This window comes from Streptomyces sp. NPDC103540 (assembly GCF_055584445.1).
Map to the genome: position 1 here is coordinate 457,429 of NZ_JBVJMA010000001.1, position 17,311 is coordinate 474,739.

Genomic DNA, 17,311 nt, shown 5'->3' on the forward strand with positions numbered 1-17,311 from the left:
GCTACCGCGCCGCGCTCGCGCGCAGCGCGTCGACCAGTGCGCGGGGGTCGTCGGCGTGGAAGCGGATCGTACGGGCCTCGGCGCGGGCGCCGAGCGGCCTGCGGAACTCCAGCGGCCCGGTGAGCTCCAGGGTCACCGTCGTCTGGCTTCCCACGATCAGGTCGAGCACCCCGTCCTCGGACAGGCTGACCAGGCGCCCCTCCGGGTAGCGGCGGTCCACCCGGACCGAGGCCACCGCGTCCGGCGGGACGGTCAGGTCGAACAGGGCGCCGTAGCGCACGCGCAGCGTCCCGTCGGGCCGCAGCACGTGCGGGCGGGTCACGCAGGCGGCGTGCAGGGCGAGGAGCAGCACCACCCCGTACACGTCGAGGACGAGCACCACGCGGTGGACGGCGGGCCAGGGGATCAGCACGGCCAGGGCGACCGTCTCGATCAGCGACACGAACACGAACCCGTACATCATGGCGGTCTGCGGTCCGGTGTAGGCGGCGGCGAGGTCCCCGGGCCGCACCCCGTGCGGGTGGCGGCGCAGCACCCAGCGGCCGAGGGAGGCCCCGGCCCGCAGCTCGTGCGCCAGCAGGCGGCGTGCCGCCACCGGCACCACGGCCCGTACCGCCTCGGCGCGGGCCTCGCGCGAAGGGGCGCCCCGGGCGCGGGCGGCGGCGTACAGGGAGCGCAGGGTCCAGGCCTCCAGCAGCAGCACGCCGAGCACCAGCGCCTCGGCGACGAGGACCACCCGGCCGGGCGGCTCGACCCCGGCCGCCAGGCACAGGACGAGGACCAGTTCGCCCGGGATCACGGCGGCGGCCGCCCAGCGGGCCGCGCGGAGGGCGCTCACTCCGGGCCCCCGGTCGTGAACGCCTCCATCACCAGGGCGACGACCCGCGCCTGGGCGGGGGCGTAGTCGGCGAGCAACGCCTCCTTGAACCCCTCGGCGACCATGGGCGGGCCGGTGTCGGTGCGGAGCGCGGCGATGAGTTCGGCGGGGACGGCGGCCACCAGTTCGGCCGCCAGCGGGCCGATGCGGGGGTCGTCGACGGGGGCGTCGGCCAGCGCGTCGAGCCGTTCGTAGAGCGCGAGGACGGCGGGGTCGGCGGCGAGCGGTCCAAGGAGGGCGTAGAGCTCCTCACCGGCGGCGCCGGTGGCGTCGAGGAGCGTCAGGTGCTCGCGGTCCTTCGCGGCGGACGGCGAGTCGGTGGGCGGGGCCTGGGCGAACAGGGCGGCGAGCGCGGGCGGGACGAACTCGCCGTCCCCGGGCCCGGCGGCGAGCAGCACGGCGAGCCGGCGTCGGCGTTCGGCCAGCTCGGCCTGCTGCCGGGCGAGGTCGGCGTCGAGCTCCTCCAGTACGTCGGCCAGGTCGCGCCCCGCGTCCTCGGCGAGCACGTCGCGCACCTCGTCGAGGCTCAGGCCCAGCTCGGTCAGCCGGCGCACCCGAGCCAACAGGACGGCGTCGCGCACGCCGTAGGCCCGGTATCCGTTGGGGCGCCGCTCCGGTTCCGGGAGCAGCCCGACATGGTGGTAGTGCCGGATGGCCCGGGTGGTGAGCCCGACCAGCGCGGCGATCTCTCCGATCCGCATGCGCCCAGTAGAAACCCTGCCGCTGCGTCAAGGTCAAGCCGCCTCGGAGGGCCGGGTAGCATGGTCGGCACGACAGACGAGTCGGCCGGGCGGCCGCGTCGGGGTCCCCGGATCCCGCCGAGGAACGTCCGGGCTCCACAGGGCAGGGTGGTGGGTAACGCCCACCCGGGGTGACCCGCGGGACAGTGCCACAGAAAACAGACCGCCGGGGACCTCGGTCCTCGGTAAGGGTGAAACGGTGGTGTAAGAGACCACCAGCGCCTGAGGTGACTCAGGCGGCTAGGTAAACCCCACCCGGAGCAAGGTCAAGAGGATCCGTCCCCGGACGGGTCTGCGCGGACGATCGAGGGCTGCCCGCCCGAGTTCGCGGGTAGACCGCACGAGGCCGGTGGCAACGCCGGTCCTAGATGGATGGCCGTCTCCCCGGCGACCGCGAGGTCACCGGGCGACAGAACCCGGCGTACAGGCCGGCTCGTCTGCCGTACCGCCCCGGATCGACTCGCTCGGTCCGGGGCACTCGTGCATCACGGGCCCGATACCGAGGTGGGACATGAGCGTTCTGTTGGGGTTCCTGTTGGCGCTCGCGGTCGGCGGCGCGGCGTGCGTGGTGTGGGCGGAGCGCGGGGGACCGCGCTGGGTCCGCGTCGTCGCGCGGATCACCCTGGCCGTGGGCTCCCTGGCGCGCGGCGCGGCGAAGTCGCGCCGCCGGGGCCTGGGTGGGGGCGACAGCGGCGGCGACGAGTGAGGCGTGCCCGCCGGCCCGGGGCCCGGGGCCCGGGGCCCCGGGCCGGGCGGTCAGCGCAGGTGGGACGTGTCGTTGAGGAGGCGCAGCGAGGCGTTGCCGTCGGCGTAGTAGGCCACCGCCGACAGGGAGGCGGCCGAGAGCTCCATCTTGAACAGGGACTCCGGCGGGGCGCCGAGGGCGAGGCGGACCAGGGTCTTGACCGGGGTCACGTGCGTGACCAACAGGACCGTGCGGCCCGCGTGCGCGGCGACCAGGCGGTCGCGGGTGGCGCCGACCCGGCGGGTGACGGCGGCGAAGCTCTCGCCGCCGCCCGTGGGGGCCGCCTTCGGGGAGTCCAGCCACGCCTGAAGGTCGTCGGGGAAGCGTTCCCGTACCTCGGCGAAGGTCAGTCCCTCCCAGGCGCCGAAGTCCGTCTCGCGCAGGCCCTCTTCGACGGTGACCGGCAGTCCGAGCCGGTCCGCGACGGCCTGGGCGGTCTCCCGGCAGCGGCGCAGCGGGGAGGTGACGACGGCCTGCACGGTGCCCCGCGCGGCCAGGGCCTCGGCGACGGCGGCGGCCTGGCGGCGGCCGGCCGGTGACAGCTCCGGGTCGGTGCCCCCGCTGCCGGAGAAGCGCTTCTGCGGGGTGAGGGCGGTCTCGCCGTGCCGCAGCAGCACGAACGTGGCGGGCGCCCCCGTGTCGGGGCCCCAGCCGGTGCCGCCGGCCGGGGCGGGCGCGCCGGAGGCCGCCTCGGAGACGGGCGCCGCGGCGGGCGCGGCGGTCTCCGTGAGGACGGCCGCGCCGGCGAACAGGGTGTCCGCGGCGGCCGGTTCGGCGGCGACGCCGCGGGCGGCCCGCGCGTCGGCCCCGCGACCCGCGAGGGCGGCGCGGACGGCGGCGGCCCCGGCCGCGGCGTCCCCGGGCGGTCCGGCGGGGACCGGCGGTCCGGCGGCGAGCGCGGCCGAGGAGGCCGACGGCTCCCACTGCCGGCCCTGGCGGCCCGCGTCCATCGCCTCGTTGGCGAGCCGGTCTGCGTGCTTGTTGCGCTCGCGCGGGATCCACTCGTAGGTGACCTGCGCGCGCGGGAGGATCTTCGCCGCCTCGGCCGCGAGCGGCTTCATGTCCGGGTGCTTGATCTTCCAGCGGCCCGACATCTGCTCCACGACCAGCTTGGAGTCCATGCGGACCTGGACGACGGCGTCCGGCGCCAGTTCGCGGGCGGCCTTGAGGCCGGCGATCAGGCCCTTGTACTCGGCGACGTTGTTCGTCGCGACGCCGATGAACTCGGCGCGCTCCGCGAGCGTCTCGCCCGTGGCCGGGTCGAGGACGACCGCGCCGTAGCCGGCGGGCCCCGGGTTGCCCCGGGAGCCGCCGTCCGCCTCTACGACGAAGCGGGGCATCAGATGCCCGAGTCCGCCGCGCGGACCAGGATGCGGCCGCAGTTCTCGTGGCGGACGACCTGGTTGACGGCGGCGCCCTTGATCTCGTTGACCTCGGCCATGTCGAGCTCCAGGCGGCAGCCCTCGCAGCGGCGCTGGTACAGGCGCGCGGCGCCGACGCCGCCCTGCTTGGCGCGGATCTTCTCGTACAGGCCCATCAGGTCGGCGGGCATGGACGCGACGATGACCTCGCGGTCCTTGGCGATCTTCGCGGCCTCGGCGTCGAGTTCGCCGGTCGCGGCGTCGCGGCGGGAGCCGGCGTCGGCGAGCTTGGCCTCCAGCGCGGAGACGCGCCCGGTCAGCTCGGTGACCCGCTCCTGGGCGGACTCCAGGCGCTCCATGACCTCCAGGACCACGTCCTCCAGGTCGCCCTGCCGCTTGGCGAGGGAGACGACCTCGCTCTGGAGGTTCGCCAGGTCCCGGGCCGAGATGCCCACGCCGGTGTCCAGGCGCTGCTGGTCGCGGGCCGCGCGCTGACGCACCTGGTCGACGTCCTGCTCCGCCTTGGTCTGCTCGCGGGCCGCGTCGCTGGCCTGGGTCTGGGCGGCGACGAGGAGGTCGCGCTGCTGGGAGAGGTCCTTGGTCAGGGAGTCGACCTCGGCGTGCTCCGGCAGCGACTTGCGCTTGTGGGCGAGCTGAGACAGCCGGACGTCCAGGGCCTGGACGTCGAGGAGTCGGATCTGGTCGGCGGGCTCGGCGTTCAGTTGGGGGCTCCTGAGTGAGAAGGGGGAGTGACGGACGGCGCGTGCGCCGTCCAGGGGTCGGTGACCGTGCGCGAGACGTGGGTCCGCAGACCCCAGCCGTGGCGCTCGGAGATCGCGTCGAGCTGGGCGGCGGCCTGCTCGCACCAGGGCCATTCCGTGGCCCAGTGGGCGGCGTCGACGAGGGCGAGCGGGCTCTGCTCGCGGGCCTCGGACACCGGGTGGTGGCGCAGGTCCGCGGTGAGGAACGCGTCCACGCCGGCGGCACGGACCCGCTCGAAGAGGCTGTCGCCGGAGCCGCCGCTCACCGCGACCGTACGGATCGGGGCGTCGGGGTCGCCGGCCGCGCGGATGCCCTGCGCGGTGCGCGGCAGCCGGGCGGCGGCGCGGGCGGCGAACTCGCGCAGGGTCTCGGGGTGGTCCAGCTCGCAGATCCGGCCGAGGCCCCGGCGGCCCGCCGGGTCGGTGGGGTCGGGCACGAGGGGGCCGACCACGCGCAGGTCGAGGGCGCCGGCGAGGGCGTCGGAGACACCCGGGTCGGCCGTGTCGGCGTTGGTGTGGGCGACGTGCAGCGCGATGTCGTTCTTGATCAGCGTGTGCACGACGCGGCCCTTGAAGGTGCCCGCCTCCACGGTGGTGGTGCCGCGCAGGTAGAGGGGGTGGTGGGTGACGACCAGGTCGGCGCCCAGCTTCACGGCCTCGTCGACGACGTCCTGGACCGGGTCCACGGCGAACAGCACGCGGGAGACCTCGGCGTCGGGGTCGCCGCAGACGGTGCCGACGGCGTCCCACTGCTCGGCCCGCGAGGGGGGCCAGAGGGCGTCCAGCGCTGCGATCACTTCATTGAGACGGGGCACAGGCCAAGGCTACCGTCCGTGGCGACCGCCCGGCCTGCCCCCCGGCCGGCCCCCGGTCGGCCCCGGCCGGCCACCGCGCCCCGGTCCCGCGGGCCGGATCCGGGAGCGGACGGGCGAACGACCGTGCGAGCGGGGCGGCCCCGGCCGGGACCACATCCCAAACGCCCCGATATGCAACAGCACAATCGCGCGCTCCCCCACAGCCGAACCGCCGCGTGGCCACCCTTACGTGTGAAGCCTGTGAGGTCGTGTTGTTCGGCGGGAAGGGCGAAAACTAGCTTCCTCCCCGGAGGTGACGGCCCGGATGACTGTCTGTGCCACCGAGATCGAGACGACGACCACCGCCCCGTTCACGATCGCCGCCGACGGGGCCTACGCCGCGCGGCTGGCCGGGGTCGGCGACGCGCGCTACCCCGAGCGCTGGACGCTCGGCGGGCCGGAGCCGTACGCGGTGCCGCTGCCCTCGGCGCAGCCGGAGGAGGCGGACAGCGAGGTGCTGCCGCTCGCGGACGGTCGGGTGCTGATCCACCGCCGGGTGGCCGACCGGCACGCCTTCGCCCTGCTGTACCCCTCGGGCGGCGCGGCCGGCGGCCCGCGCACCGGGGAACGCCCGCTCGGCGGGATCGGGGCGCGCGAGGGACTGCGGGTCCGCCTGCTGCCGCCGTCACCCGACGGGAGCGGGGCCCACGCCCTGACGGTGGAAGACGGGGGGAGCACCGTCTGGCGGGTCGCCGGGGGCCCCTCCGGCTCCGGCCCCGAACCGGTCGCCACCCTGCCCGGCCGCTGCTCCGGCGGGGTCTGGCTGGATCGGACGGGTCGTCTGCTGGCGCTGGACCACGAGCACGAGGGCCGCACGAAGGCCGTGGCCGTGGACCTGGACCGGGGCGGCGAGGTCACCCCGCTGCTCCAGATCGCCGAGGACAGCGACGACCGCCTGCTGCTGGCCGACCCCGACAGCGGACTGCTGATGATCCGCTCGAACGCCCCGGGTGAGGACCGGCTCGGCTGGGGCGTCCTCGGCAGCGCCCGCCCGGTGCGCTTCCCCGAGTGCCTGCGCATCGAGGACGCGCACCCCTTCGCCGTCCAGCCGGGCCAGGTGCTGATGCCGGAGACCTGCGGGGTCGCCCTGCGCGTGGGGGCGTCCGGGCTCGCCCTGTGGAGCCCCGCCGACCGGTACGTCTTCCGGCTCGGCGCGCCGGTCGGCTGGCTCGGCACCGGGCTGTGGAGCGCGGAGGGCCGCCTGCACCTGCCGTACGCCACCCCGGACGTGCCCTGCGGGCTCGTGGGCCTGAGCCGGCCCGCGGCCCCGCCCGCGGCGCCGCCCGCGGCGGTCCGTCCGGAACCCCCGGCCCCCGACCCGGTCCGCCCGGTCCCGTTGCAGCAGGCACCGCTGGGCTGAGGGTCGCGGACCGGAACGGGCCGGCCGGCGGGCCGGAGGGGCGGGCGGGGCGGGGTTCAGCCGCCGTGCCTGAGGCCCAGGACCTCGGCCGCCGCGAAGGTCTCGTTCGGGGGGCGGCCGTCGTAGTGGGCGCTGAGCACCTCGTCCAGCTCCTGGTACGAGAACGCCTCCTTCGTGGTGTCGAACTTGGCCGCCACCCTGGGACGCTCCATCACCACCACGATCCCGCCGTGGACCACGAACAGCTGCCCGTTGGCCTTGGCCGAGGCCGGCGAGGCCAGGTAGCCGACCAGCGGGGCCACGTGCTCGGGGGCGAGGGCGTCGAGCCGGCCCTCCTCGGGGACCTGGAAGCCCGCGAAGACGTCCTCGGTCATCCGGGTGCGGGCGCGCGGGCAGATCGCGTTGGCCGTGACCCCGTACTTGGCCAGGGCCAGGGCGGTCGAGGTGGTCAGGCCGACGATGCCGCCCTTGGCCGCCGCGTAGTTGGGCTGGCCCGCGGAACCGCCGAGGAAGGCCTCCGAGGAGGTGTTCACGATCCGGCCGTAGACCGGGCCGCCCGCCGCCTTGGACCGTTCCCGCCAGTGCGCGGAGGCGAAGTGCGTGGTGTTGAAGTGACCCTTGAGGTGGACCCGGATCACCGAGTCCCACTCGTCCTCCGACATCGAGAAGACCATCCGGTCGCGCAGGATCCCCGCGTTGTTCACGAGGACGTCCAGCTTCCCGAAGCGGTCCACGGCCAGGGCGACCAGTTCCCGCGCCTGCTCGAAGTCGGCCACGTCGCCCAGGTGGGCCACCGCCTGCCCGCCCGCAGCGCGGATCTCCTCGGCGACGGCCTCGGCCGGGGCGGCCGAGGCCTCCCCCGAGCCGTCACGGCCGCTCTGACCGAAGTCGTTGACGACCACGCTCGCACCCAGCCGGGCGAGTTCGATCGCCTCCGCCCGGCCGAGACCGCGGCCGGCTCCGGTCACGATGGCGCTGAGCCCCTCAAGTGGCAGTGACATGCTCGGCGTTCCTCTCGAAGCGGTCAGAGTTCGATGCAGGTGCGCAGGGCCGTGCCCGTACGCATCTGGTCGAGGGCGTCGTTGATCTCGGCGAGCGAGACCCGGTGGGTGATCAGGCCGGCGAGGTCCACCCGGCCGGCCCGCCACAGGGCGATGGTGCGCTCGTAGGAGCGGAGCACGTCCCCGCCGCCGTACATCGACGGCAGGATCTTCTTCTCGTCGAAGAACAGCGAGAACATGTTGATCGAGTAGTTGTCGTCGAGTGCGCCCGCGCCCACCACGACGACGGACCCGCCGCGTCGGGTCATCTCGTACGCGGTCTGCGTGGTCGCGGACTTCCCGACGACCTCGAAGACGTAGTCGAAGCCCTCGCCGCCGGTGATCCGGTTCTTGGCGTCGCCGAACGCGTCCGGCGCGACCGCCTCGGTGGCCCCGAAGCGCAGCGCCGCCTCGCGCCGGGAGGAGACGGGGTCGACGGCGACGATCTGGGCCGCGCCCTGCACCTTGGCGCCCTGGATGACGGAGATCCCGACGCCGCCGCAGCCGATGACCGCGACCGAGGAGCCGGCCTCCACCTTCGCGGTGTTGATGGCGGCGCCCAGTCCGGTGGTGACCCCGCAGCCGATCAGGGCGGCGATGTCGTACGGGAGGTCGTCGGGGATCGGGATGGCGCAGGACGCCGGGACGACCATCTCCTCGGCGAAGGTGCCCGTGCCCGCGAAGCCGAAGATGTCGCTCGACGCGCGACGGAAGTTGGGGGTGGCGACGTTCCCGAAGGCCTCCAGGCACAGGTGGCCCTGGCCTCGCCGGCAGGCGGGACAGTGGCCGCAGGGCGGCAGCCAGCAGACGAGGACCCGGTCGCCGATGGCGTGGCCGGTGACCCCGTCGCCCACGTCCACGATCTCCCCGGAGCCCTCGTGGCCCGGGATGAAGGGGGCGGGCTGCGGCAGTACGCCGCTCATCGCGGAGAGGTCGGAGTGGCACAGGCCGGTGGCCCTGACGCGGATCCTGACCTTGCCGGGGCCGAAGCCCACGGCCTCCATGTCCTCGACGACCTCCAGCTTGTCCTGACCTATCTCGCTCTGCAGTGCTGCGCGCACGGTGCGGCTCCTTGGGGTGGTCGGGCGGCGGGCGTTACGCGTGTTCGACGACGGTGTCGGCGAGGACCGGCGCGTCGTCGCGTTCGACGGCGGTGACCGAGACCAGGACGCGGCCGGACTCCCGCCACATCCGCATCCGGAGCGTCTCGCCGGGGAAGACGATCCCGGCGAAGCGCGTGCGGTAGGAGCGGACCCGGGAGACGTCCCCGTCCAGGACGGTGTCGACGACGGCCTTGAGGGTCATCCCGTACGAGCACAGGCCGTGCAGGATGGGCCGGTCGAAGCCGGCGAGCTTGGCGAACTCGGGATCGGCGTGCAGGGGGTTCCAGTCGCCGGAGAGCCGGTAGAGGAGGGCCTGCTCGTCGCGGATGCGCCGCTCCTCGATCCGGTCCGGGGCGCGTTCGGGCAGGTCCTCGCGGGCGGACGGTCCGCGCTCGCCGCCGAAGCCGCCCTCCCCCCGGACGAAGATCTGCGCGTCGGAGGTCCACAGCGGCCCGTCGGCGTCCGCGACCTCGGAGCGCAGCACGATCACGGCCGCCTTGCCCTTGTCGTACACGGCGGCGACCTTGGAGGTGGTGGTGGCCCGCCCCCGGACGGGGATCGGCCGGTGCAGCGCGATGGTGTGCCCGCCGTGCAGGACGGCGGCGAGGTTGACGTCGATGCCGGGGGCGGCGAGCCCGCCCATCATGGCCATGCCGGCGCCGGCGACGGTCGCGAAGCTGGGGAGCACGTGGAGCTTGGACTCCAGGGTGTAGCGCAGCTCGTCGGGGTCGGTCGCGGGCAGGCCCGCGCCGAGGCCGAGGTGGTAGAGCTGGATGTCCTTGTGGTCCCAGCCGATCTCTCCCTGGCGGGGTTCGGCGGCGAGGGCCTTGGCGGCATCGATCGGCATGAGGACGCTACTCCCTGTCTGGAACTCGGTGGAACCCGGGTCGGTGGAACCGGACCGCGTACGGAGCGGGCCCGCGGGTCGCGGGCACGGTCCTGGGGAAGACCCCGGCGCGGTCGTCCGCACCGTCGGCCGCGCCGAGGTCGTCCACGGAGTCGGTTCTAGAACGCGTTCTAGGGCCGACCGAAGGCCATGTATAACGCACCCCCCAACAGTTGGGAAGACTCCTGACTACACGTCAGATCACTGGCGACCGTGGCGCGTTGCGGGACGGACGGGCCTCTGCCGGCTAGCCTGCCGGGATGGACGAAATGCCCGTGACGCACCGGACCTCCCGATCCCTGCGCGTGCTGCTGGTGCCGCCGAACCCGGCGCTGGCGCTGCGCCTCGGGCTCCAGCCGGACATCGAGGTGATCGCGTCGACCCTGGCCAGGCCGGAGGTGGCCCTGGTGGAGGAACCGGAGGCGGTGGCGGGGCTGCTGGCCGAGGAGCCGGAGTGCCGGGTGCTGGTCATGGCCGGCTGGGCGCGGCCGGGTCTGTGGGAGGAGGCCTCGGCGGCGGGCGCCTCGGGGCTGGTGCTGCGGGACGGCCCGGTGGAGGAGCTGGCCGACTGCCTGCGGCGGGCCTCCATGGGCGAGACGGTGGTGGACCCCGCGTTGACCGGGCCCGCGCACCGTACGCACGGGAGCCCTCCGCCGGAGATCGGCGGAGGGCTCCCGTAGGACTCGGACCGGCGCGGCGACCGGGCCCGGTCAGAGCGTCCAGTCGTCCACGGTCCGCGACGGGTCCAGCACCACCGGGAGCTTCTCCAGCCCCCGGAAGGCGGGGAAGGGGCCCTTGAGCCAGTCCCCCTCCTCCGACGACGGCAGGGCCAGGACCATGTCCGGGAAGCGGTCGAGCAGGGCCGTCAGGCAGATCTCCAGCTCCAGGCGGGCCAGTGGGGCGCCCAGGCAGTAGTGGGAGCCGTAGCCGAATCCGAGGTGGGTGCTCTGGAGGTGCTCGCGCGTCACGTCCAGGGTGTCCGGGGCGGGGAACTTCTCCGGGTCCCGGTTCGCGGCGGCGATCGCGATCTGCACGAGCGCCCCCTTCGGGATGGTGGTCCCGCCGATCTCCAGGTCCTCCAGCGCGTACCGGAAGGTGGAGGTCTCCACGGAGCCCTCGAACCGCAGGAGTTCCTCGATGGCCTGCGGGAGGAGTTCCCGGTCCTCCTGGATCGCCCGGAGCTGTTCCGGGTGGGTGAGCAGGTTGTAGACGCAGTTCCCGATCTGAAGGGTGGTCGTCTTGTGGCCCGCGAAGAGCAGCACCCACATCATCGAGACGAGTTCCTCGTCGGTGAGCGGGCCGTCCTCGTGTTCCGATTCCACGAGCAGGCTCAGGAAATCGTCCGTGGGCCGCTCACGGGTGAGCTCGATGTGGCGCTTGAAGTAATCCCACAGCCAGTGCTCGGCCTCGGCGAGATCGGCCTTCAGTTCCCGGCTGAAACGGGACCGCGTCACGACGGAGAACCATTGCAGGACCTCGACGCGTTCCTGACCGACGATGCCCAGCAGCTCGCAGATGACCATGACGGGCAGCGGCAGGGCGAAGGAGCTCATCAGGTCGACGGGCTCGTCGGTCGGGCAGCGGTCCAGGAACTCCTGGGCGAGTTCCTGGATGTGCGGGCGCAGCTCCTTGACGTGGCGCGGGGTGAAGGCGTTCTTGGCGATCTGGCGCAGCCGGGTGTGCCGGGGCGGGTCCGCGAAGAGGAGGTTGTCGTCGAGGGCCTCGCACGCGTCGCCGAACAGGGCGTGGTAGAGGTCGATGGCCTCGTGCATGTCCTTGCCGATCCGCGGATCGGCGAAGGCGGCGTGGGCTTCCTCGTACCCCGTGATGAGGTACGTGTCCACGCCGTGGCCGGGGGTGAGGCGGACCACGGGGGCCTGCTCGCGCAGGGTCCGGTAGACCGGATAGGGGCACGTACGGAATTCGGGTGGGCTCGTCGTCGCCGCCGCCATCGCCTCGCGGAGCGCGGGATCGTCGCTCACCGCCACTGCCCGTTCAGTCGTCACGTGCGCGCCTCCAGGTCATGCGGAATCGAACCGTCGCCACCTTTCCCGGGGCGGGAGAGGGACGAAACCGCATTGACCCGTTCGGAGGCGAAAGCTCCCTCGGGGGAATTCCCGGACGGGTGGTGCGGCGGGCGGCCGTCCTAGGGTGGCGGGGATTCCCTCCTTTCCGCGAAGGAAATCTCCGACGGCGGCCCGACGAAAAGGAATGCGCGCATGCCGGATTACGGTGCGAGCGGTGTCACCACCGGTGGGGCGGCCCGACCGGCCTCCCCCGTCGAAGCGGCCGGGGTCGCCGGGGCGGTCGGGGGTGACGACGGCAGCGGGGCGGTGATCGACGTCCACCACCACTTCTGCGCCCCGGCCTGGCGGACGTGGGCCGAGCGGGAGGGGTTGGTCCACCCGCGGGCGCTGCCCCCGTGGGCGTCCTGGGACGCGTCGAGCGCCCTGGCGGTGATGGACGGGGCGGGGATCGCCACCGCCGTGCTCAAGCCGATGCTGCCGGCGCGGTACGCGGACCCGGCGCAGCTTCGGGAGGCGATCAGGGTCACCCTGGAGGCGGCCGCGGAGGTGGTCGAGGCGCATCCGGGGCGGTTCGCCTTCCACGCGCCGCTGTTCCTGGAGGACCCCGGGGTCTCCTCGTGGGCGCTGCGGTACGGGTTGGACGAGCTGGGCGCGGTCGGGGTGAACGTGACGGCGAACCACGGCGGCGTCTACCTCGGGGACCCCTCGTACGACGGGATCTTCGCCGAACTGGACGAGCGGTCGGCGGTGGTGGACACCCACCCCCACAACCTCCCGGCCCCACCCCCGCCGGGCGGCCCGGCCGGCCGGCCGGGAGGGGCCCCGGGGACCCCGGGCGGCCCGGGGACGCACGCCGGGTCAGGAGGGCCGGGCTCAACCGGCGGGCCCGGCAGGCCGGGCGGACCGGGCGGCCCCGGAGGACCGGGGGGTCGACCGGGAGGGGCCCCGGGCGGACCGGGAGGGCCCGGCGGACCAGGCGGGCACGGCGGCCCGGAAGGGCCGGGAAGGCCGGGTGAAGCCGGCGGGCCCGGGGGGCCGGGAGGGCCCGGAGGACCCGGCGTGCTCGGCGGGGCTCTCGGGGGGCCCGGGGCCACCGTGCCCGGGGTGCCGAACTTCCTCTGCGACTTCCTGCTGGACACGACGCGGGCCGCCGCCAACATGATCCGTACCCGGACCCTGGACCGCTTCCCGAACCTGTCCGTGATCCTCCCCCACGGCGGCGGGTTCCTGCCGCAGATCGCGACCCGGATGGAGGCCTTCGCCCACGCCTTCGACCCCCCGGTCGACCCGGCGGCCGTACGCGACCACCTGCGCCGCTTCTACTACGACACCGCCGGCCCGCTCTCCCCCGCGGGCACGCTGATGGCGGTGGTATCCCCCGACCGGATCCTGTTCGGCAGCGACTGGCCCGCCTGCCCGGCCGGCGTCGTCACGGACCTCGCGGTGCCCGCCCTGGCCGCCGACCCCGCCTTCACGGTGGAGCAGCGGCGCGGCGTCAACCGGGACAACGCCCTGCGCCTGATGCCGGGCCTCGCCCGCGTCCGAACCGCCTGAGCGACCCCGCCGCCCCGCCGCCCGCGCCCCCGCCGCCCCCGCCGCCCCCGCCGCCCCCGCCGGCTCCTCCGGCTCCGGCGGGGGCGCGGGTGGCCCCGTCAGCCGCGGCGCAGCATCGTGACCACGGCCGCGCCGCCCAGCCCGATGTTGTGGGCGAGGCCCACCCCGGCACCCGGCACCTGCCGGGGTCCGGCCTCGCCGCGCAGCTGCCACACCAGTTCCGCCGCCTGGGCCAGGCCGGTCGCGCCGAGCGGGTGGCCCTTGGAGATGAGCCCGCCGGAGGGGTTGACCACCCAGCGGCCGCCGTAGGTGGTGGCCCCGCTCTCGACGAGCGCGCCCGAGGCCCCGTCGGCGCACATGCCGAGGGCCTCGTAGGTCAGCAGTTCGTTGACGGAGAAGCAGTCGTGCAGCTCGATGACGTCGACGTCCTCGATGCCGAGTCCCGAGCGCTCGTAGACCCGGCGGGCCGCCGCGGCCGTCATGGGTTTGCCGACGACGTCGATGCAGGAGCCGCCGAAGCTCTCCCCGGTGTCGGTGGTCATGGCCTGGGCGACGATCTCGACGGCCCTGTCGTACAGCCCGTGCCGTACGAGGAACCGCTCGGAGACGACGAGGGCGGCGGCCGCCCCGTCGGAGGTGGGCGAGCACTGGAGTTTGGTCAGCGGGTCGTGGATGGACTTGGCCGCGAGGACCTCCTCGACCGTGTACACGTCCTGGAACTGCGCGTTCGGGTTGTTCGCCGAGTGCCGGTGGTTCTTGGCCCCGACCGCCGCGAGCTGCGCCGGGGTGGTCCCGTACCGCTCCATGTGCTCGCGGGCGGCGTTGCCGAAGATCTGCGCGGTGGGCGGGGACATCTCGAAGCCGTGGGCCGCGGCCATGATCCCGTAGTGGCGGGCGACGGGGGAGGTCTTGAAGTCGCCGCCGTCCGCGCCGCCCCCGAGCGCCCCGCGCTTCATCTTCTCGAAGCCGAGGGCGAGCACGCAGTCGCTGATCCCGCCCTCGACGAACTGCCGGGCCATCATCAGGGCGGTGGAGCCCGTCGCGCAGTTGTTGTTGACGTTGTAGACGGGAACGCCCGTCAGGCCCAGTTCGTACGCGGCCCGCTGGCCCGCGGTGGAGGCCTGGAAGCAGTGGCCCACGGGCACCTGCTCGACGAGCCCGTAGTCCACGCCCGCGTCGGCGAGGGCGGCCGTGCCCGCCTCCTTGACCATGTCCCAGTACTGCCAGTCCCGGGATTCCGGCTTCTCGAACCTCGTCATGCCGACGCCCACGATGTACGACTTCATGGCTGACCGCTCCTAGTCCCTGGGAAGGCCGAGCATCCGCTCGGCGACGACGTTGAGCTGGACCTGCGTGGTGCCCCCGGCGATGGTCAGGCAGCGGGACATGAGCACGCCGTGCACCGCCCGCTCCCCCGCGCCCTCCCGCACCGCGCCCCGCGGGCCCAGCAGTTCGAGGGCGAGTTCGGCGGTCCGCTGCTGGTGGGGGGTCTGCACGAGCTTGCGTACGGAGGCCCCCGCGCCGGGCTCCAGCCCGGACACCTGCTGGAGCGTGGTGCGCAGCCCGATGCAGGCCAGGGCGTGGGCCTCGGCGGCCAGTGCCCCGATCCGGGCGCGGTGGGAGCCGTCGAGGTCGGCGGAGCGGGCGAGGAGGGCCTCCAGCCCGGTGTCGAAGGTCATCTGGTCGGCCATGTGGACCCGCTCGTTGCCGAGGGTGTTGCGGGCGACCCGCCAGCCGCCGTCGGGGGCGCCGACGAGGGCGTCGGCGGGCAGGAGGACGTCGTCGAGGAACACCTCGTTGAAGAGGGCCTCGCCGGTGATCTCCTTGAGGGGGCGGACGTCGATGCCGGGGGTGTGGCGCATGTCGACCACGAAGTAGCCGAGGCCCTTGTGCTTGGGCGCGCTCGGGTCGGTGCGGGCGAGGAGGATCCCGAAGTCGGCGGTGTGGGCCGAACTCGTCCACACCTTCTGTCCGTTGACCTTCCAGGAGCCGTCCTCGGTCCGTTCCGCGCGGGTGCGCAGGGAGGCCAGGTCGGAGCCGGCGCCCGGCTCGGAGAAGAGCTGGCACCAGGTGGCGTCCCCGCGCAGCGTGGGCAGGACCCAGGCCTCGCGCTGGGCGTCGGTGCCGTAGGCGATGAGCGAGGGAAGGATCCAGGTGGCGATGCCGAGTTCGGAGATCCTGACGCCGGCCGCCTCCATCTCCCTTTGCACGACGAGCTGTTCGAGGGGGCCGGCGCCGCGCCCGTAGGGGGGCGGGAGGTGGGGGGCGGCGTAGCCGGTGGGGGCGAGTGCCTTGCGGGCGGCGGCCGGGTCGAGGCCGCGGGCGGCGTGCGCGGCGGCGCGGGCGCCCTCCCGGTGGACCTCGGCGGCCTCGGGCAGTTCGAGGCGCAGTGCGCGGCGGGCTCCGGCGGCGGCGAGGCGTACGGCGCGCACGCGGTGCTCGTCGCCGGGGCCCAGGAGCTGTCGGGCGACGAGGGCGCGGCGCAGGTGGATGTGGGCGTCGTGCTCCCAGGTGAAGCCGATGCCGCCGAGGATCTGGATGCAGTCCTTGGCGCAGGACCAGGCGGCGTCGAGGGCGGTGCCCGCGGCGAGGGCGGCGACCAGGGAGCGGGTCTCGGGGCTCTCGTGGGCGCTGCCGGCGGCGTCCCAGGCCAGCGCGCGGGCCTGTTCCAGGCGGACCAGCATGTCGGCGCACAGGTGCTTGACGCCCTGGAAGCGCCCGATCGGTCGACCGAACTGTTCACGTGTTTTCGCGTACTCGGCGGCCGTGCGCACCGCCCAGGCGGCGGTGCCGCAGGCGTCGGCGGCGAACAGGACGCAGGCGAGGTCCCGGACGAGGGCCTCGTCCAGCTCCAGCACGCGGTCGCCGCCGACGGTGACCGCGCGCGCCCGCACCTCGGCGGTGGGTCGGGTCGGGTCGGCGCTCTCGTGGGTGCGGACCTCCAGCGCGGCGGCGTCGACCGCGAACCAGCGGGTGCCGCGGGCGGTCCCGGCGGCGAGCAGGAGGAGTTCCGCCTCGCCGGCGCCGAGGACGGGGGGCGCGAGCCCGTCGAGGACGTGTCCGCCGTGCGGGGCGGTGGTGGCGGTGAGGGTTCCGGGATCCAGCGCGACGGCGCCGATCCGCCCGTCGAGGGGCTCGGCCCCCGCCCGGTCCAGGAGTACGGAGGCCAGCGCGCTCGGCAGGAACGGTCCGGGCAGCGCCCCCCGGGCGGCCTCCTCCACCACGACGGCCAGGTCCAGCAGCGTCCCGCCCTCCAGGTGGGGCTCCAGCAGCCCGGCCGCCGCCAACGCGTCCCACCAGGCGGGCCGGACGCCGTCGCGGGGCGGGCCGTCGAGGAGCCCGCGCACCTCCTCGGGCGGCACCGTGCGCGCCACCCAGCCGCGCACGGCCTCGGCCAACTCCCGCTGCTCTTGCGTGATTCCGATGCCCATGCGCGGCAGACTAGAACACGTTCCAATCTGACGGAAGGTCAGTTCGGGGTGTTTCTCCTCCCGGCCGATCCGGCTGGACACTTGCGCCGCGCGCCCGCGTGCGATGGGCTGCGCCGGGGTTCCCGGACCCCGACGGGACGAGGGGGTGACCACCGTGCGGAACACGGAGAACGCGGAAACCGCAGAAAGCGCAGAAAACACCGAGACCACCGAGAACGCGGAGGCCGTGGAGGGGCTCTCCTGCCCAGACTGCGGGCACGGGGTGCGCGAGCGGCCGGTCCACCGCACCCGCAACCGGTGGGGTGGGGCCCCGCCCGCGCCGAGGCCGGAGCGGTGGTGGACGTGCCCCGCCTGCGGCGGGGTGGGCCATCTGCGGCCGGGCGACGGCGCGATGGTGGCGATGCGGCGCCCGGACGCCGCGGGAGGCGGCTGCCCGTTCTGCGGGGAGGAGGAGTGCGAGGTCGTCACCGCGCCCCGCCCGGACACCGACGGCTTCGTGCGGGACTGGTGGGTGTGCCTGGCCTGCGGTACGAGCGCCCCGCGACGCTACCGCCCCTGAGCCGCCCGCGGGC

The 17,311-nt window shown here is 74.6% G+C and carries 16 protein-coding genes and 1 other RNA gene; 6 read left to right on the forward strand and 11 right to left on the reverse strand.

What is annotated here, in order from left to right:
- Position 1 precedes the first annotated feature (1 nt).
- Complete coding sequence (locus ACZ6ZI_RS02020) at positions 2–838, reverse strand: hypothetical protein (RefSeq protein ID WP_469514564.1); 837 nt, start codon at positions 836–838, stop codon at positions 2–4.
- Positions 835–1,578, reverse strand: coding sequence for a MerR family transcriptional regulator (locus ACZ6ZI_RS02025; RefSeq protein ID WP_469514567.1), 744 nt, complete (start codon positions 1,576–1,578; stop codon positions 835–837). Before ACZ6ZI_RS02025 ends, ACZ6ZI_RS02020 begins: the two co-directional genes overlap by 4 nt.
- 77 nt (positions 1,579–1,655) lie before the next feature.
- Between ACZ6ZI_RS02025 and rnpB the strand changes: the two genes are divergently transcribed.
- Positions 1,656–2,057, forward strand: an RNA gene (gene rnpB, locus ACZ6ZI_RS02030) — RNase P RNA component class A.
- 71 nt (positions 2,058–2,128) lie between these two features.
- Positions 2,129–2,323, forward strand: coding sequence for a hypothetical protein (locus ACZ6ZI_RS02035; RefSeq protein ID WP_469514570.1), 195 nt, complete (start codon positions 2,129–2,131; stop codon positions 2,321–2,323).
- Positions 2,324–2,373: 50 nt separating this feature from the next.
- Here ACZ6ZI_RS02035 and ACZ6ZI_RS02040 read toward each other — a convergent pair whose 3' ends face one another.
- The 3 genes from ACZ6ZI_RS02040 to ACZ6ZI_RS02050 are packed head-to-tail and all read right to left on the reverse strand — an operon-like array spanning position 2,374 to position 5,299.
- Positions 2,374–3,702 (reverse strand): bifunctional RNase H/acid phosphatase, encoded by a 1,329-nt coding sequence (locus tag ACZ6ZI_RS02040; RefSeq protein WP_469514573.1) that lies wholly within the window; start codon positions 3,700–3,702, stop codon positions 2,374–2,376.
- On the reverse strand, positions 3,702–4,445 hold the full coding sequence (locus tag ACZ6ZI_RS02045; RefSeq protein ID WP_469515790.1) for a zinc ribbon domain-containing protein: 744 nt from the start codon (positions 4,443–4,445) through the stop codon (positions 3,702–3,704). Before ACZ6ZI_RS02045 ends, ACZ6ZI_RS02040 begins: the two co-directional genes overlap by 1 nt.
- Positions 4,442–5,299 carry a Nif3-like dinuclear metal center hexameric protein gene (locus tag ACZ6ZI_RS02050; protein ID WP_469514576.1) on the reverse strand — a complete coding sequence of 286 codons (858 nt, stop codon included), beginning with the start codon at positions 5,297–5,299 and terminating at the stop codon, positions 4,442–4,444. The genes ACZ6ZI_RS02045 and ACZ6ZI_RS02050 overlap by 4 nt, the downstream gene beginning before the upstream one ends.
- A 304-nt stretch (positions 5,300–5,603) precedes the next feature.
- Between ACZ6ZI_RS02050 and ACZ6ZI_RS02055 the strand changes: the two genes are divergently transcribed.
- Entirely contained in the window at positions 5,604–6,698 is a 1,095-nt protein-coding gene (locus tag ACZ6ZI_RS02055) for a hypothetical protein (protein ID WP_469514579.1), read from the forward strand.
- A 56-nt stretch (positions 6,699–6,754) separates the two neighbouring features.
- Here ACZ6ZI_RS02055 and ACZ6ZI_RS02060 read toward each other — a convergent pair whose 3' ends face one another.
- Genes ACZ6ZI_RS02060 through ACZ6ZI_RS02070 form a run of 3 tightly spaced genes read right to left on the reverse strand, consistent with a single transcriptional unit; the run spans position 6,755 to position 9,688 of the window.
- Positions 6,755–7,699 (reverse strand): 3-oxoacyl-ACP reductase, encoded by a 945-nt coding sequence (locus tag ACZ6ZI_RS02060; protein WP_363061661.1) that lies wholly within the window; start codon positions 7,697–7,699, stop codon positions 6,755–6,757.
- A 23-nt stretch (positions 7,700–7,722) separates the two neighbouring features.
- Positions 7,723–8,799, reverse strand: coding sequence for a Zn-dependent alcohol dehydrogenase (locus ACZ6ZI_RS02065; protein ID WP_469514582.1), 1,077 nt, complete (start codon positions 8,797–8,799; stop codon positions 7,723–7,725).
- 34 nt (positions 8,800–8,833) lie between these two features.
- Complete coding sequence (locus ACZ6ZI_RS02070) at positions 8,834–9,688, reverse strand: MaoC/PaaZ C-terminal domain-containing protein (RefSeq protein ID WP_469514585.1); 855 nt, start codon at positions 9,686–9,688, stop codon at positions 8,834–8,836.
- A 299-nt stretch (positions 9,689–9,987) separates the two neighbouring features.
- Here ACZ6ZI_RS02070 and ACZ6ZI_RS02075 point away from each other — a divergent pair, with 299 nt between their 5' ends.
- Entirely contained in the window at positions 9,988–10,407 is a 420-nt protein-coding gene (locus ACZ6ZI_RS02075) for a response regulator (RefSeq protein WP_469514586.1), read from the forward strand.
- Positions 10,408–10,437: 30 nt separating this feature from the next.
- Here ACZ6ZI_RS02075 and ACZ6ZI_RS02080 read toward each other — a convergent pair whose 3' ends face one another.
- On the reverse strand, positions 10,438–11,679 hold the full coding sequence (locus ACZ6ZI_RS02080) for a cytochrome P450 family protein (RefSeq protein ID WP_469515793.1): 1,242 nt from the start codon (positions 11,677–11,679) through the stop codon (positions 10,438–10,440).
- Positions 11,680–11,946: 267 nt separating this feature from the next.
- On the opposite strand from ACZ6ZI_RS02080, the gene ACZ6ZI_RS02085 reads away from it, so the two are divergent.
- A complete protein-coding gene (locus tag ACZ6ZI_RS02085; protein ID WP_469514591.1) occupies positions 11,947–13,308 on the forward strand; it encodes an amidohydrolase family protein in 1,362 nt (453 codons plus the stop codon).
- Between the two features lie 98 nt (positions 13,309–13,406).
- On the opposite strand, the gene ACZ6ZI_RS02090 is transcribed toward ACZ6ZI_RS02085, so the two are convergent.
- Together ACZ6ZI_RS02090 and ACZ6ZI_RS02095 are read right to left on the reverse strand one after the other, a co-directional pair.
- The gene (locus ACZ6ZI_RS02090) at positions 13,407–14,594 is read right to left on the reverse strand and encodes a lipid-transfer protein (protein WP_469514594.1); all 1,188 of its coding nucleotides are present in this window, start codon (positions 14,592–14,594) and stop codon (positions 13,407–13,409) included.
- A 12-nt stretch (positions 14,595–14,606) separates the two neighbouring features.
- Positions 14,607–16,739 (reverse strand): acyl-CoA dehydrogenase, encoded by a 2,133-nt coding sequence (locus ACZ6ZI_RS02095; protein WP_469514597.1) that lies wholly within the window; start codon positions 16,737–16,739, stop codon positions 14,607–14,609.
- Between the two features lie 154 nt (positions 16,740–16,893).
- Here ACZ6ZI_RS02095 and ACZ6ZI_RS02100 point away from each other — a divergent pair, with 154 nt between their 5' ends.
- Complete coding sequence (locus ACZ6ZI_RS02100) at positions 16,894–17,298, forward strand: hypothetical protein (protein ID WP_469514599.1); 405 nt, start codon at positions 16,894–16,896, stop codon at positions 17,296–17,298.
- Positions 17,299–17,311 lie beyond the last annotated feature (13 nt).